The sequence below is a fragment of the Mycobacterium sp. genome (assembly GCF_052144515.1).
GTDB lineage: Bacteria > Actinomycetota > Actinomycetes > Mycobacteriales > Mycobacteriaceae > Mycobacterium.
Genome location: NZ_JBKQQD010000558.1, coordinates 1 through 15,117, shown reverse-complemented (window position 1 = coordinate 15,117; position 15,117 = coordinate 1). Strand labels below are relative to the sequence as shown.

Annotated in this window: 15 protein-coding genes and 2 pseudogenes; 9 read left to right on the top strand and 8 right to left on the bottom strand. The window is 64.5% G+C overall.

Annotated elements, in window-relative coordinates:
* Nucleotides 1-9: 9 nt before the first annotated feature.
* Nucleotides 10-600 carry a hypothetical protein gene (locus tag ACLP9N_RS38050; protein WP_442412253.1) on the bottom strand — a complete coding sequence of 197 codons (591 nt, stop codon included), beginning with the start codon at nt 598-600 and terminating at the stop codon, nt 10-12.
* A gap of 196 nt (nt 601-796) precedes the next feature.
* On the opposite strand from ACLP9N_RS38050, the gene ACLP9N_RS38045 reads away from it, so the two are divergent.
* On the top strand, nt 797-1,528 hold the full coding sequence (locus tag ACLP9N_RS38045; protein WP_442412230.1) for a 3'(2'),5'-bisphosphate nucleotidase CysQ: 732 nt from the start codon (nt 797-799) through the stop codon (nt 1,526-1,528).
* On the opposite strand, the gene ACLP9N_RS38040 is transcribed toward ACLP9N_RS38045, so the two are convergent.
* Complete coding sequence (locus ACLP9N_RS38040; protein WP_442412252.1) at nt 1,529-2,140, bottom strand: cutinase family protein; 612 nt, start codon at nt 2,138-2,140, stop codon at nt 1,529-1,531.
* Between the two features lie 233 nt (nt 2,141-2,373).
* On the opposite strand from ACLP9N_RS38040, the gene ACLP9N_RS38035 reads away from it, so the two are divergent.
* On the top strand, nt 2,374-3,741 hold the full coding sequence (locus tag ACLP9N_RS38035) for a WS/DGAT/MGAT family O-acyltransferase (protein WP_442412229.1): 1,368 nt from the start codon (nt 2,374-2,376) through the stop codon (nt 3,739-3,741).
* Between the two features lie 12 nt (nt 3,742-3,753).
* Here ACLP9N_RS38035 and ACLP9N_RS38030 read toward each other — a convergent pair whose 3' ends face one another.
* The gene (locus ACLP9N_RS38030; RefSeq protein ID WP_442412228.1) at nt 3,754-5,271 is read right to left on the bottom strand and encodes an AMP-binding protein; all 1,518 of its coding nucleotides are present in this window, start codon (nt 5,269-5,271) and stop codon (nt 3,754-3,756) included.
* Nucleotides 5,272-5,437: 166 nt separating this feature from the next.
* Here ACLP9N_RS38030 and ACLP9N_RS38025 point away from each other — a divergent pair, with 166 nt between their 5' ends.
* The 4 genes and pseudogenes from ACLP9N_RS38025 to ACLP9N_RS38010 all read left to right on the top strand — a co-directional run bounded on the left by ACLP9N_RS38025 (nt 5,438) and on the right by ACLP9N_RS38010 (nt 8,052).
* Nucleotides 5,438-5,773 (top strand): hypothetical protein, encoded by a 336-nt coding sequence (locus tag ACLP9N_RS38025; RefSeq protein WP_442412227.1) that lies wholly within the window; start codon nt 5,438-5,440, stop codon nt 5,771-5,773.
* Nucleotides 5,770-6,669 (top strand): hypothetical protein, encoded by a 900-nt coding sequence (locus ACLP9N_RS38020; protein WP_442412226.1) that lies wholly within the window; start codon nt 5,770-5,772, stop codon nt 6,667-6,669. Before ACLP9N_RS38025 ends, ACLP9N_RS38020 begins: the two co-directional genes overlap by 4 nt.
* Nucleotides 6,670-6,734: 65 nt before the next feature.
* Nucleotides 6,735-6,935: a hypothetical protein gene (locus ACLP9N_RS38015; RefSeq protein WP_442412225.1), complete on the top strand. Its 201-nt coding sequence runs from the start codon at nt 6,735-6,737 to the stop codon at nt 6,933-6,935.
* 404 nt (nt 6,936-7,339) lie between these two features.
* Nucleotides 7,340-8,052 (top strand): annotated as a pseudogene (locus ACLP9N_RS38010) (HAD family hydrolase).
* Between the two features lie 56 nt (nt 8,053-8,108).
* Here the strand turns inward: ACLP9N_RS38010 and mbp1 are convergent.
* On the bottom strand, nt 8,109-8,342 hold the full coding sequence (gene mbp1 / locus ACLP9N_RS38005) for a microaggregate-binding protein 1 (RefSeq protein ID WP_442412224.1): 234 nt from the start codon (nt 8,340-8,342) through the stop codon (nt 8,109-8,111).
* A gap of 177 nt (nt 8,343-8,519) precedes the next feature.
* Nucleotides 8,520-8,892, bottom strand: a pseudogene (locus ACLP9N_RS38000) (hypothetical protein).
* 158 nt (nt 8,893-9,050) lie between these two features.
* On the opposite strand from ACLP9N_RS38000, the gene ACLP9N_RS37995 reads away from it, so the two are divergent.
* On the top strand, nt 9,051-10,013 hold the full coding sequence (locus ACLP9N_RS37995; protein ID WP_442412223.1) for an acyl-CoA dehydrogenase: 963 nt from the start codon (nt 9,051-9,053) through the stop codon (nt 10,011-10,013).
* Nucleotides 10,014-10,050: 37 nt separating this feature from the next.
* On the opposite strand, the gene ACLP9N_RS37990 is transcribed toward ACLP9N_RS37995, so the two are convergent.
* The 3 genes from ACLP9N_RS37990 to ACLP9N_RS37980 form a co-directional block, all read right to left on the bottom strand.
* Entirely contained in the window at nt 10,051-11,022 is a 972-nt protein-coding gene (locus ACLP9N_RS37990) for an aldo/keto reductase (RefSeq protein ID WP_442412251.1), read from the bottom strand.
* A 42-nt stretch (nt 11,023-11,064) separates the two neighbouring features.
* Nucleotides 11,065-12,909 (bottom strand): AMP-dependent synthetase/ligase, encoded by a 1,845-nt coding sequence (locus tag ACLP9N_RS37985; protein WP_442412222.1) that lies wholly within the window; start codon nt 12,907-12,909, stop codon nt 11,065-11,067.
* Between the two features lie 126 nt (nt 12,910-13,035).
* Entirely contained in the window at nt 13,036-13,908 is an 873-nt protein-coding gene (locus tag ACLP9N_RS37980; protein ID WP_442412221.1) for a DMT family transporter, read from the bottom strand.
* Between the two features lie 168 nt (nt 13,909-14,076).
* Between ACLP9N_RS37980 and ACLP9N_RS37975 the strand changes: the two genes are divergently transcribed.
* Together ACLP9N_RS37975 and ACLP9N_RS37970 are read left to right on the top strand one after the other, a co-directional pair.
* Nucleotides 14,077-14,790 carry an alpha/beta fold hydrolase gene (locus ACLP9N_RS37975; RefSeq protein WP_442412220.1) on the top strand — a complete coding sequence of 238 codons (714 nt, stop codon included), beginning with the start codon at nt 14,077-14,079 and terminating at the stop codon, nt 14,788-14,790.
* Nucleotides 14,690-14,950 carry an alpha/beta fold hydrolase gene (locus ACLP9N_RS37970; RefSeq protein ID WP_442412219.1) on the top strand — a complete coding sequence of 87 codons (261 nt, stop codon included), beginning with the start codon at nt 14,690-14,692 and terminating at the stop codon, nt 14,948-14,950. The genes ACLP9N_RS37975 and ACLP9N_RS37970 overlap by 101 nt, the downstream gene beginning before the upstream one ends.
* Nucleotides 14,951-15,117: the final 167 nt, after the last annotated feature.

Genomic DNA, 15,117 nt, shown 5'->3' with positions numbered 1-15,117 from the left:
CGGGGTTACTCACGAACACCAGGTGAAGCCGATGAATTCGGCATCGCTATGGCCGTCGACGGAATAGTTGACATAGTGCACTGCCGGCATTCCGTTGTACTGGGTGGTGATTTTCTGAACGTCAGCAGGGGGGACGGCCTTGGGGAAGGCCAAGATCATGTCAGCAAAAACATAGAGACCGACGGGACAGCCGGAGTCAGTTCGCGGCGGCTGGGGATTCCAGGCATGCACAGCGACCTGGTCGGTGAGTTGATAGCCCAGCGCGCAATTCGGCTCGCAGACCTTGAAAACGGCAGTGCCGTTCCCGTCGGCGCCCCGCGGTCCCCAGGAATTCCACGACATGTCTTGCAGCGCAACGGCTACGCTGGCGCAGCCCAGAATATTGAGCTTCGTTGGGCGGGCGGCCGGTTGGACCGATCGGTTATAGCAGCCCGGAATGGCGAAACTGTTCGCCGGTGCGGCCGCCTTGGTTGACAACGACGGTTGTGCGGTGGGCTGCGCCGGTGTGCCTTCTTTGCGCTGTGTGTGCTTCACTCCGACGAAGCTGAACGCGCTGATCAGTAGAACAGCAAGGACAACACCAGTCGCGACGTGGGGCAGCTGTGGTCGGTACCGGTACCGACTCGATGACCGGACACCCCCGTCGCCGCTCACGTTCAACACCTTTACAGGTTATGGCGTGGATCGCAGATGGGGCCCGAACTGCCGGCAGTGTCGTGGCGCGGTAAATTGGGCCAAATTTGGTTAAAGCTACCAACTATTCATAGAAGGGCGATGGGCGTGTCGGGAGCCACCGATGAATGATCATGCATTGGCCGCGCGGTTGGCCACCGAGGCTGGCCACTTGCTGCTTGATGTCCGGAAGGAATTCGCCGACGCTGAGGCGAGCGAGCGGAAAGCGGCGGGGGACAAGCGATCCCATGACTTCCTGATGGCTGCGCTCGCCAACGAGCGGCCCGACGACGCGGTGCTGTCCGAGGAGGGCGCCGACGATCCGGTGCGGTTGCGCTCGCAGCGGGTTTGGATTGTCGATCCCCTCGACGGCACGCGCGAATTCTCCGAGCTTGAGCGCGATGACTGGGCAGTGCACGTCGCGCTCTGGCAGGCTGGTGAACTCATTGTCGGGGCTGTGGCGTTGCCAGCTCAGGGAATCACGCTGGCGACACCCGAAGTCGATCCTCCGCCCGGCGCGCCGGACAAGCCGCGCATCGTGGTCTCACGCACCCGGCCGCCCGCTATCGCGCTGGCCGTTCGTGACGCATTGGACGGCACGCTGGTGGAAATGGGTTCCGCCGGCGCCAAAGTGGCGTCGATCGTACAAGGTCTCTCCGATGTCTACGTACATGCCGGGGGCCAATTCGAATGGGATTCGGCCGCTCCGGTGGCGGTCGCCCGATCCGCCGGTTTGCACACCTCCCGCATTGACGGGTCCGCGTTGACCTACAACCAGCCGGATCCGAAGCTGCCGGACGTTCTGGTCTGCCGGCCTGAGCTTGCCCGAGCCGTACTGGCAGTCACTGCTGAGTGACTACTGCAGCTTTCCGGCGACGAAATCAGCCGCCTGGTTGACCATGCCCGAGGAGATGTACGCGCTGGCTTGATGCTCTGGCCAGTTCGCTTGCCAGGTGTGCGGGTCAGCGGGGTTGCAGATGGGGTCGGCGCCGTGACACAAGTCGATGGTTCTGTCGTTGTAGGCCGGGTTGAAGCTCGTGATGGGACCGACCCATTGAGTTCCGTTGCCGAACAGCGCGACCGCGGCGATGTGCTGATCGGTGCCCGGCGGTAGGGGATTGGTGAAGCCCCACATTTGGGTGGGAACGGCGAGCACCACGTCGGTGGCTGCCGCTCCGAGTGAGTAGCCGCCCAGCACCACGCGGGTGTTCGGGCAATTGTTAATCGTGTTCTGGACGTGCTGGCTGATGTCGTTGGCGCCCTGATCTATCTCAGTGTCGGCGGGGTATTTCACCGCGTAGCTGCTGACGTACTTGCCGGAAACCTTCGAGCGCAGCGCGCTGATAAACGCGCTGCCGACTGCGCCGGGCCCGGGCGATTCCAAGCGCCCACGGGCGAACACCACCTCGGCATCGGGGCAGGCCGCGGCGGCGGGTGCAACCGCACCGGGGTTGCCTGCGGGAATCATGACTGGGGCGGTCAGCAGCGCTGCGGCCAACAGCGCTGCGGCGATGACCGCGGGAAATCGACGGCCCGATAAAACGCTCACGATGTCCGATGTTAGCGATCCGCGGCGACCGGCGCGCGGCGACTTTTCCGACGAGAGTTTAGCGGGCCGCCTCCGCGGGTACGCGTGCGGCACCTCGGTGCTTACGGCGTGGTGGGGGCCGGTCCGTTTTTCAAGCAACTAAGTAGGCGGCTATGGAGCGACTTAGTGGACTCGACGCATTCTTTCTTTACCTGGAGACACCGACACAGCCGCTGAATGTGTGCTGCGTTCTCGAGTTGGATACCTCGACGATGCCGGGGGGCTACTCGTACAGCCGGTTTCGCACCGCAGTGGTCAACCGCGTGAGCGCGGTGCCCGAATTCCGGATGAAGCTGGCCGACAACCAGCTGAACCTGGATCATCCGGTGTGGGTCGACGACGAAAATTCCCACCCGCGGCACCATGTACGCTGCATCGGTGTGCCGCCGCCGGGAGGACGGCGCGAGCTGGCCGAGATCTGTGGCTATATCGCCGGGCTGCCGCTGGACCGCGACCGCCCGCTGTGGGAAATGTGGGTGATCGAGGGCGGCGCCCGCGAGGATGCGGTGACGGTGATGCTCAAGGTGCACCACGCCGTGGTCGACGGCGTGGCCGGGGCGAACCTGCTGGCTCAGTTGTGCAGCGGGCAGCCGGACTCCCCGCCACCGCAGCCCGTCGCCGGCGCGGGCGGCGCCCACCCGTTGCAGATCGCGGTGAGCGGGCTGGTGGGGTTCGCGAAGCGGCCGCCGCGGTTGGCGACGGTGTTGCCGGCGACGATGGTGACACTGGCGCAAACGCTGGTGCGCGCCCGCGAGGGCCGAACGATGGCGGCACCGTTCTCGGCGCCACCGACGCCGTTCAACGGCTCCCTGAGCAAGCACCGCAACATCGCCTACACCCAGCTCGACATGCGGGACGTCAAGAGGGTGAAGAACCGATTCGGCGTGACGGTCAACGACGTGGTGGTGGCGTTGTGCGCAGGGGTGTTGCGGCGGTTCCTGCTCGAGCGCGGCGAGCTGCCCGAGACCCCGCTGGTGGCCACCGTGCCCGTCTCGGTGCACGCGCAGACTGACCGCCCCGGCCGCAACCACACTTCCTTGATGTTTTGCCGGTTGGAAAGCCAAATCAGCGATCCCGCCGAGCGTATCCGCACCATTGCCGCCGGAAACACTGCCGCAAAGGACCACACCGCGGCCATGGGCCCGACCCTGCTGCACGACTGGACCGAATTCGGCGGCCCGACGATGTTTGGCGCGGCCATGCGAATCCTGCCGCGCATTCTGGTCAGCTTCAGCCCTGTCTTCAACCTGATCTTGTCGAACGTGCCCGGCCCGCAGGGTCAGTTGTACTTCCTGGGTTGCCGGATGGAGGCGATGTATCCCCTCGGTCCGCTCCTCGGCGGCGCTGGGCTCAACATCACGGTGATGTCGCTCAATGGGGAACTGGGCATCGGCATCATCGCCTGTCCCGAGCTGCTGCCCGAACTGTGGGGCATCGCGGACGCGTTCCCGGACGAGCTCAAAGAGCTGCTGGAATGCTGACTTTCATCGGGGTCAATCGGGAACAGGAAGACACCGATTCCGGAGTTCGCGTTTGAGCACCTTGCCGTAGCTGTTCTTCGGCAGTTCGTCGACGAACAGGTAGCGTTTGGGCCGCTTGAACCGCGCGATGCGTTGCAGCATATGCGCGTCCAGTTCGCCGGCTTCGGCTGAGCCGACGATGAAGGCCACCACCACCTCGCCCCATTCGGCGTCGGGTGCGCCGACCACGCAGGCCTCCGATACGCCCGGGTGCTCCAGAAGCACTTCCTCCACCTCGCGCGGGTAGATGTTGCTGCCACCGCTGATCACGACGTCTTTGGAGCGATCGCGCAGGGTGAGGTAGCCGCGTGCGTCGAACGATCCCATGTCGCCGGTGTACATCCAGCCGCCCTTGAGCGTATCGCGGGTGGCAGTCGGGTTGTTCCAATATCCCGACATGAGAGCGTCACCGCGGCAAACGATTTCACCGACTTCATCGACAGCGGCCGGTGTTCCGTCGGCGCGCAGTACCGCGACCTCCATGCCGGACCGCGCGTAGCCGACAGAGCCTAATACCGCGTCGTCGGCGACTTTCTGGTCGGCTTGGTGATCGGCACGGCGAAGACCGGTGATCGTCATCGGCGACTCACCCTGGCCATAAATCTGGGCGAACACCGGACCGAATGCCGCCATTGCCTTCTTCAGACTCTCTACGTACATCGGGCCGCCGCCGTAGACGATCGCGCGCAGATTGCCCGGGCGGCCCCGGCCCGTCTCGACAAGCCGCTGCACCATGGTCGGCGCAAGGAATGCGCTCGAGCCCGGGTGGTGTTCGCACAGATCAAGGAACTCGTCGGGATCGAACGCACCGGATGCGGGCACTACCTGCCGGGCACCGCGCAGGACGTAGGGCAGCACGTAGAGCCCGGAACCGTGGGACATGGGGGCGCCGTGGATCAGGCTGCATTCCTCGTCCGGGTTGTCCCCCGGGTTGTCAATGTCGGCGAGATGAGCGACCGTCATCGCGGTTAGGCTGCGGTGGCTTAGCATCGCGCCTTTCGAGCGCCCCGTCGTCCCGCTGGTGTAGAACAGCCAGGCCAATGTCGACGCATCGGTGCACGGTGGGACGGAAGGCGGTGCCGCACGCCAGCGTGAAAGGCCTTCGGCGTCCAGGGTTTCGATCGCAACACCGGTCAGGGAAGCCAAGCCGGGGGCAATCTTCTCCGAGGCGAAGACCTGCGAAACCCCCGCGTCGTCAAGGATCTGCACCATCTCCCTGGGATGAAGCTTGTAATTGATCGGGACGAGGACGCACTCGGCTGCCCAGACCGCGAACATCAACTCGACGATTTCGGGACAGTTCTCGCTGACGATGGCGATTCGTGCCCCCGGAGTGTGCTGCCCACGGATGGCCGTGGCGATGCGCAGCGCGCGTTCACGCAACTCGAGCCACGTGCACAGCCGGCGCTCGCCGTGGTACAGGGCGCCGCGCTCAGGGAAGCGCGCGGCGGCCTGGTCCAGCATCGTGAACAGATTCAATGTGCATTCCATTCGAGGTCGGCACGTCCAACCATCCGTCGACCACGATGACACACACCGACGCGCGCCGCCTATGGTCCGGGGCGGATCCGTGCCAATTGGTGGGCTGCGCCTACGCTTGGTCGTACACGTCAAGCGTGCGGTGGAAGAGGAAACGTTGTGACTGAAAGGAATTGCTGTGACAGACCCAGAATCCCTGCAGGCTGACATCTCCGGCATCGCAATCAACGGCGCGCCCGAAGCCTGGCGTCAAGTGCTCGCGCGCCATCCCCGCAACATCGGCGACATCGTGGACGACTTGACCCGGGGTCCGTGGAACTCCACCCATAAAGGGCAGGCATATCAGGGCACTTATGACGCTTTCGAACGGCAGGTCACGGTTGCCGAACAGATCGCGTGGGTGCACACGTTCAGCGACGGAATCACCCGCGACAGCGGTGACGTGCTGATCGAGCTGATGGAATTCGCTATTCAGTGGCGTAAAGCCAACGACCTGCCCACAACGGCGAAATGACGACTTTCGGCGATATCGCCGCTGACAGCTCCGGTGTGACGCTGGTGCGCCACGCCGTGCTCACCTTCGCCGGCTCATGGGCCGCTCCCGGGACCGGCTACCCGTCCGATGTGGTTAATGCCGCCGATCCCGATCTTGTCTTTGAGGTACCCATCGACGCGCCATGGTCGTTCGGGCCGATACCGCCCGGCGCGCCGACTTCGCCGAGCTACGCCCAATCCGTCGAGACCGCCGTCACCAACGCGACGGCCTGGATCACCGCCAACCCGCAACAGACATTCGCGCTCGGGGGCTACAGCCAGGGCGCCGAGGCCGCATCGCGCATTCTCGCCGAGATCATGACCGGGTCATTGCAGTCGGCGCGGCCAAACCTGATCGGCGGCTACACCTTCGGAAACCCGTGGCGGCTGACCGGCCACACGTTTCCCGGCGGCACCGACCCCGGTGGCCGCGGTATCGCCGGCACGAACCTGACGGACGCGCAGATCCCGAAGGACGCCAACGACGTTGACACGTGGTGGGATTTCGCCAATCCCGGCGACTTTTACACCACAACGCCGAATGACACGGCGGGCGCGGACATCACCGCTGTTTACAGGGCGGCGATCCAACTCGGCATCCATATCAACGCGATGGTGGCGTTGATCGCCGGGCTCACGGGTCGGGGAAGCCTGGCGCAGCAGGTCCTGGCCCTGGTGACGGATCCGATCGTCGGCGGTGCGGCGCTCGTCGAGGCGATCGACCTCGCGGTTGCCTTTTACGGCACCAACCCGCCGACCTTGCCGCACATCAGCTACCAGAGCGTTCCGGCGCTTTCCGGACAGAGTTCGGTTGAGGTCGCCATCTCGCATCTGAACAACATCGCCGGGGCCACGCTGGCACGCGCGGCGGTCTAGGCCCACATGCAGCGAAAACATCGAGAGAGCGATTGAAAACCGACCGGCTGGGATAATCATCTCGCATGGTTGCGTTCAGAGTCATCGATCCGCATGGCAAAGTCGTCGCGACCAGGGATTTCGATAGCGCCGAGGGTGCGCACGCGTGGTTTGCCGACTCCATCGACAACGCCGAGCTGGGTTGGCGCATAGAGGTCAACGATGACGGGCGATGGGCGCACTTCGACGATACCGGAGGCATTCGTCTGCGTCCCCGGCAAAGATGACACGTCGCGCTAGCGGCCATCACCAGGGTTTTATGCCGACCCAGCACGGGTAGTCGACGGCCTGCAGCACCATGAGACAGCCGAGTTGACCCCCGACACCGGGACGCAACCGCCTGCGGACGAGGACGGAGGTCGTCGACGGCCTCGGGTTTGGGTCAACTGGGCATTGGCGTTGCTGACGGTGCCCGCGGCGGCGCTCGTGATGATCTTCGACGTCGGCGCGGCGGTGAGTACCGCCGCATGTAGCGGCACCCAATGTCCCGCGTTGGGGCCGCACGGTCTGGTGTATGGCGTGCTTCTGTACGGCGCCCCCGGCGATAGCCGTCTTGACCATCGTCGCGTCGTTCTTTACCGCGACCCATCGACGCGGTTTCCTTTAGGCTGGGCGAAAGGATCTAATTGCGATGCCCGACAAGGAAATTAGCTCACATGCGTCGGCCGTCTTGTTCGACGTCGACGGCACCCTGGTCATTCGAACTACCTGCATATCCACGCGTGGCAGCGCGCGTTCGCTGAGGTGGGCATCGAGGTCGAAACGTGGCGGATCCACCGCTCGATAGGCATGGACGGGTCGACTCTGGTGCGATCGCTCTCCGACGACGCACCCGGTGAAACGCAAAAATCGCTGAAGGACTTGCACTCTCAGTTCTATGCGGAGATGGCGTCGTTGCTGCGTCCGCTTCCGGGCACGCGCACGCTGCTGCAGCGTGTGGCGGATGTTGGCCTCAAGGTGGTACTGGCTACTCCGACCCTTTAAGGCCCCCGGGAGACTGAATTGGCGCTATTGCGCAAGGTCCTCGACTGTGACGACCTGCTCGCCGAGGTCACCTCGGCGGCCGACGTGGATACCGCGAAGCCGAAGCCCGACATCATCCAGGTCGCATTGCAGCGTGGGGGAGTATCCGCCGACCGGGCTGTCTTCGTCGGCGACGCGATCTGGGACGCCGAAGCGTGTGCGCGTGCGCACGTAACGAGCATCGGGGTACTCAGCGGAGGAGTATCGCGAGCAGAGCTCGAAAATGCCGGTGCAGTGATGGTTTTCGAGAATGCCGACGACCTGGTGAAGCATATCGAAGAAACCCCGATCGCGCGGCTGGCCTCCATCGGGTCTAGTTGATATGAAAGGAAGTGGCCCAGTCCGATTTCGGACAGGGCCCATTCCTCTCTAACAAGCTACTGGTTGGCCTTCTGACGTTCCTCTGACGCATGGGCGGCGCCGCGGGCGGATTCGGCCTCGGCCTCCTTCTTGGCGGCGTCGCGTTGCGCCTCGCCCTTGTCCTGTTGGGCCTCGCCCTCACGTTTGACGTTGTCGCGGCCCGTCACGGCTCCGAAAACTTCCTTCGCCTTGCCTTTAGCGCCCTCGACGACACCTTCGACGGCCTCTTGGGGGCCACTCTTGTCCGCCATGAATTCCTCCGTATCGGTTGTTCCTTCACATGGCGACTTCGCGCAGCTCGATTGCGCTCAGCCAGCAGGATTGCCTGCAGGGAAAAGGGTTTCCGGTTTCTCCGAACTCAAACGCGTGGCATGCGTCACGGGGCATTACCTCCTAAAACGGAGGAAAAAGCTTGGGATGTTGGCATTTCAGTCGATGAGCCCGAGCCGACCAGCTAGCACCAGGAACGCGACGGCGAAATCGTTGTCGGCGGTCTGGGCTTTGATAAGTTCCCAGTCCAGCCGTTCGCGGATCGCCCGCACCGCTGGTAGCAGCGACGCGAAATCGCAGTGATGCTCGCCGAGGGAACGCAGCTTTTGGATGAGCACAAGGGTCGGCGGTAGCACCGGCATCGCGATCGCCAGGACGTCGCGTTGTTCGGCGCGGTCCAACGTAGCTACCGGCCAATGCGAACCGCGGACCGTGCTCCTTGAGCGCCGATGCGGCGTTGCGCAGCGCCTCCCGCAACGGCAAACCAGGTGCCGGCGCCGCATCGGGCAACCGGTTGTTTTTGGTCATCATCTTCGCGGGGCATACCCGCCCCATCGCAACCAGCAACCTAACGGCCGCTACGGGATGAGGATTGAACACACGCTCAAGTGGGCAACCAATGAGTTATGTCAGCCCCCCGTGCCGCGATACCACGATCGCGTTTTCTGGTCGACCGTGGGGGATTGCGCGTGACGGCAGGGTTGGTACGGCATTGGCTTGAGTCCGGACGACTGGAGCTGCCGCTACCTGCATCAGGGCGCACCGCCGAGCGTTGGCGGCGTCTGGGGCTGTTGGCCGAGGAGGACATCGTCGCGGCGCGGATCGCCGAAGCGCACGTCGACGCGGTGGCAATACTCGACGAGTTGGGCGGCAAGCCGCCGGAGCCGGATCAGCTTTGGGGTGTGTGGGCGGCCGAATCGTCCGACGCGGTGCTGACTGCCGCCCACCTGGGCGATGATGTGTTCAGCCTCAACGGCACGAAGGTGTGGTGCTCGGGGGCTGGGTTCTGCAGCAATGCGCTGGTGACTGCGCGGCTCAAGGACGATCGCCGAGGTCTTTTCGCGGTGGCTGTTGTCGACCCGATCGTCAAACCGTTGCCGAGCACGTGGTGGAACACGGGGATGGCCGGCAGCGATACCCGGTCAGTGCAGTTCACCAATGCGCATGCTGTCGCAGTTGGGGAATGCGGCGACTACCTGAATCGACCCGGCTTCTGGCACGGGGCGATCGGCGTGGCGGCATGCTGGCTCGGGGGGGCGCGCAGGGTTGCCGACCCGTTGTATCGTTGCGCCGGAAGCGAATCGGCCGACGCATACGCCCTGGCACACCTCGGTGCCGTGGACGCCGCGCTTGCCGCCGGCGACGCGATGCTCGCCTCCGCGGCGGCCCAGATCGACGCCGATCCATTCGATCGGGCCGGCATCGCTCAACTGCTGGCCCGGCGCGCGCGCACCATCGTAGAGCACGCAGTGGACGAGGCTATTACCCGCACCGGCCGGGCATTGGGTCCGGGTCCCCTCTGCCAGGACGGACGGCACGCCCAGCGGGTCGCCGACCTGTCCATCTACATTCGGCAAAGCCACGCTGAGCGGGATCTGGCCGAACTTGGCCGGCTCGCCGGGCGCACTTATGAGGGCGATAGCGTCCCGTAACGCGTATGCGGAGCACTAAAGATGTTGTCGTGCTAGGTCAGTTGCGCCCGAGCCGCTCGCGCACCGTATCGGTGAGGAAGCGCCGCGTCGACACCGGGCGAAACGCGCGCGCCGCCGTGGTCAGCGCGTCGCGCGAACCCGCACTCAGCTGTATATCGGCTGCGGCGACGTTGAACTCAAGCTGCTCGACACTGGACGCCCCAGGTATGGCAACCACGCCCGGCAGGCTGATCAGCCAGGCCAGCGCCACCTGCGCCGGCTTGGCATCGGCTTCGGCGGCGACGTCGCGCAGCGTCTGCAGCAGTGGCTCGATGCGCCGCAGGTTCTCCGTGCCGAACAACGAGTTCACCGCGCGAACGCCGCCCGGCCGGTTGTTCAGGCCGTACTTGCCACCCAACAGCCCCTGCGCCAGTGGGCTGTACGCGATCACGATGCGGTTCTCGCGCTCGGCGAACGGGACGAGGTCTTCGAGCGCGCCGGGGCGGGCGAGCGAGAAATCCACCTGGTTACTGATGACTGGACGCCCCAGGGCAGCGTCGGCCCGCTGCCACCGTGCGAGCGAATAGTTCGAGACGCCGGCCGCGCCGATGTCGCCGCTGTCGAGCAGGCTGCGCATTCCGGGCATGATCACCGAATCCGGGACCACCGGGTTGGGCTGGTGTATTTGATAGAGCGGGATGCGGTCCAGCTGCAGCCGCCGCGCACTGGCGCGCTCGCGCTGCTTGATCACTACAGGGAACGGCGCGATCGGCATGATCTTGCTGGCCACCGCAACCTCGGCGCGCTCGTCGCCGAGCGCTTCGCCGAGGATCCGCTCGCTTTTGCCCAGTCCGTATACCTCGGCGGTATCGAACAGCGTGATTCCCAAGGCGAGGGCGCGCTTGACGATGTCACGCGCGGTACCGGAGGCGTACCGGTCGCCGTAGCCCCACTCGCGTGACCCGAATTGCCAGGTGCCCAGCCCGATCCGGCTGACTTTCCCGATTCCGTCGACATCCAGATACTTCATCCTTCCCACCGTACTGAGAGGACCGATCAGGTCCAACGCGGGTCAGTCGGACAGGTTGATGACGTCGGGCCCGGGGGTGTCGGCGTAAAGGTTGTCGATCTCCGCGGCATACTTCTCCGCGATGGGCCGGCGCTTGAGTTTCATCGTTGGAGTGAGCTCGTCTCCGCCCGGCTCCCACGGGGTGCCGACGATGAGGAACCGTTTGATCTGCTCGACGCGGGATAATTTGGTGTTTCCCTCGCGGACAGCGGCGGTCAGCATTTCTCTCGCCTCACGACGTTGCGCGAAGGCGGCCGCCGACGAATCGGGCATGCCGAGCGCGGCGGCCTGTCCGGCGACGGCATCACTGTCGAGGACGACGAGGGCCGTGACGTAGGGCCTGGCGTCACCGAAGGCCACCACCTGGTCGATCAGCGGGGACGCGGCCTGGATGGCCATCTCGATGTTGGCGGGGGAGAGATTCTTTCCGGCTTCGTTGACCAGTAACTCCTTCTTGCGGTCGACGATCGTGACGAAGCCTTGCGAGTCGATGGTGCCGATGTCCCCGGTATGCAGCCAGCCGTCGGCGTCGATCGCTTCGGCGGTCTTTTCCGGCTGATGACGGTAGCCTCGCATCACGACTGGCCCCCGTATCAGCAATTCGTCGTCGCTGCCCGTTGAGATCTCGACGCCGGAAAGCGCCTGCCCGACCGAACCCGCCTTGCTCGCGCCGGGCCGGCTGGAGGTCCCACAGCCCACACTCTCCGACAATCCCCACACCTCGTAGACGGGAATGCCTAGTCCCCAAGCGAATTCGATCGTCTCGACCGGACTCGGGGCGGCGCCGATCACTCCCCAGCGCAGCTGGTCGAGGCCCAGCGTGTGGCGCAACTTTGCCAGCACGAGGCGGTCGGCGAGGCTGCGGCGGACGGCAAGTGACGGCGGCACAGACTTGCCGGCTAGTGTCAGGCGGGCGGCCTGGATGCCGGTGTCTATTGCCCACAGCGCCAACCGCCGCTTGATTCCGGTTGCCTCGGTGTCCAGCTTCGTTTCGATGCCGGCTTTGATCTTGTTCCACACTCGCGGCACCCCGAGCCACGTCGTGGGGCGAACATCGGGCAGCGCCGCGGCGATCGCCCTGGGGTCGGCGACGTCGGTCACCTCTACGCCCAGGACCATGTTGGCGTAGTGCGAGGACACCCGGTCGGCGATGTGGGCGTGCGGCAGGTATGAGGTGATCCGGTCACTCGGTTGCATGCCAAGGAGATCGACGATTGCCGAGAATGCCGCTATCAGATTGGCGTGCGTAAGCTCGACGCCCTTGGGCGGCCCGGTGGTTCCCGAGGTGTAGATGAGCGTCGCGACATCGTCTGGCTGTACGGCTCGCCACGCCGAATCGAAATCGAAATCCGCGTTGGCACGCAAAGATTCGAGGTGATCGAGGGTCAGGCAGCCAGCGACATCGGCCGCATCGGCGTCGACAACGATCACCCGAGCAAGGTCCGCTCCGGCTGCTTTGAGAGCGGGCAGGAAATCTCTTTCGGCGAATACAATCTCGTTCTCGGCGTTGCTGAAAAGGTACCGGATCTGGTCTGGCGCCGAGGTGTTGTAGATCGAGAACGGGATTGCGCCGAGGTGCATGACGGCGGTATCCGTCAAATGGAACTCGGGGCGGTTGCGCAGCATGAGTCCGACCGTGTGGCCGCGTTCGACCCCAAGCGCGGACAGCCCGGTGGCGATCTTCCGCACGCGATCGGCGTACTGGCGCCACGTGATGACCACTTTGTCGCCGACCGTCCGGATGGCCACCGCATCCGGTTGTAAGGCTGCGGTCTCCTGAAAAGCCTGTGGCAGCGTGGACACCAGCACTCCGCTTCGGTGCCGAACCACCGTTAGGTCTCCTTGCATATTCCGCTCCTTCGATCACGAATACACAGAGTGTTCACGTTTCTTGCGTCGAGCGTAAGACCGTTTCGTGGATGATCCGCCGAATTGCCTCGACTCAGCGGCCCGGAAGGCGAATTACTCTTCGCTTTACGACGTTCGATCGCCGGAGGTCGCAGTGGCCTGGCTGTGAGCAAGAGCCACCGTCGCCGCTGCCATCACCGCGACCGACACGCTGACCGCGACCCAGCCGACGGTGTTGGTGTTGAGCGTCTCGCCCAACACGGCGATACCGAGGACCGACCCAACGATGGGCTCGGAAATCGTGACCGCCGGCAGCGACGCGGTCAGGGGGCCGGCCCGAAACGCCGACTGCTCCCAGGCTGTGGCGGCGATCGCCAGCACCACCCACACGTAGAGCTCAGGCGTGTGCAGCAATGCAGGGATGCCATGGTCGAGCTGATCGACCACGCCCTTGGTCAACACCGAGAACAAGCCCCACAGCGAACCGGACATCAACCCCAGCAACAGTGCCTTGATCGAACTCGAGAAGGTGCGAGCACCAATCAGACACAGGATCAGTGCCGAGCCCATGACTGCGGCCACGACCGCCCAAGCCTGAAGCGACCCGCGTGGGGTTCCTTCCTGGGGATCGCCGACGGTGACCACCACCGCGACCGCAGCCGTGAGGAGTACAGCCCAAATCCCTTGCCCGCGAGTGATTCTGCGGTGGCTTGTACTCGCGTTGATGAGCAGCGCGAACAGTAACGAGGTCACCAATAGCGCCTGCACGAGCACCACCGAACCGAGACCGAGCGCTGCGGCCTGTAGCCCGAACCCGGCCCCGGCCACCAGGCTGCCCGCCCACCACCGGCGATCGCGCAGCAGCCGACCGAACAGTGCCAAGGTGCCGACCGGTTGGTCTGTGACTTGTTGGGCGGATCGCTGTTGAAGGACGTCTCCGATGCCGACCATGAGGGCAGCTGCTATCGCGAGCAGTGCCGCGATGTCCGTCCTGGCCACGAGGACCTTCCTTGTGTAATCACACGAGGACGTTGGCGATTGTCGGTTACGGTCAAGCCCTCGCAGTTGGCGTCCGTAAGCCAAATTAGCGGGTAGTAGCGTCGAGTGGGCTTGATTGTCGTTCGCAGCCTCGTTGGCACACGATCAGGAGGGTTTGGAGTGGGTCTGATGCCCGCTGGGAGCACGCAAAGCTACCTCGATATGGACGGCGGGCGGGTGCGTGTGCTGCGCTCGACCGCGACCCCAGCAGACTCGCAGCGCCGACCTTTGCTACTCCTACACGGCGGTGGCACCGACAACGCGGCGATTTCTTGGTACGAGGTCTTCGAACCGTGGGGCACTGAGCGTGAGGTGATCGCCATTGACCTGCCTGGTTTCGGCAGGACCCAAGGAATCCAGCCCGTCGGCGGCGCGTCCGAAATTGCCGACTTCGTCGCCCGGGCCGCCAACCGTCTGGGTATCACCCCGTGCAGCGTCGTCGGTGTGTCGATGGGGGGCGACGTTGCGCTCAATCTCGCTCTGCGACATCCGGATCTGGTGGTGGCGCTGGTTCTCATCGCACCGGGTGGCCTCACCCCGGTTTTCCGCAACCGGTTTCTGCAGTTATCAGCGTGGCTGGCGGCACAACTTCCCGACTGGCTGCTCATTCCGTTGGGGCAGTTGGCCAACCGACGCATCGATCTCGCGATCAGAGCGGTCGTCAACGATCCTGCGACCATACCGCGCGAGGTGCTGGCCGAGTTCGCGCGGGAGGCCCGGAGACCGAGAGCGGGATTAGCGTATGCGCGGTACAACCAGGCGTCGCTGGGCCCATTCTCGATGCGCAACAACCTGTTGCCGGTCGTGGGCCGGATCACTGCCCGCTTTGTTCTTCCACGGTGAAGACGACCCGATCGTCGCCCCGGAGGGCTCGCGAAGGGCGGGTGAACTCATGCCCGACGCGCACCTGGTGATGGTGCCCGACTGCGGGCACTGGGCTCAGCTTGAGGCCCGTGACCGGTTTCTATCCGAGGTGCGAGGCTTCCTCGAGAAGCAAAGCTGACTGTTGGAGGTAGCTAACGGCCGGTGACTGATCATGAACCGACCTAGGAGCGTGGGTCAGTAACACACCGATCGGGGTGCACGGCTGATTGCCGGGTACACGCGATGATGGGGTGTGCCTGATGATCTCGATGATGGTGGGTTGTTCGCGGTAGATGCCGCGCAGCG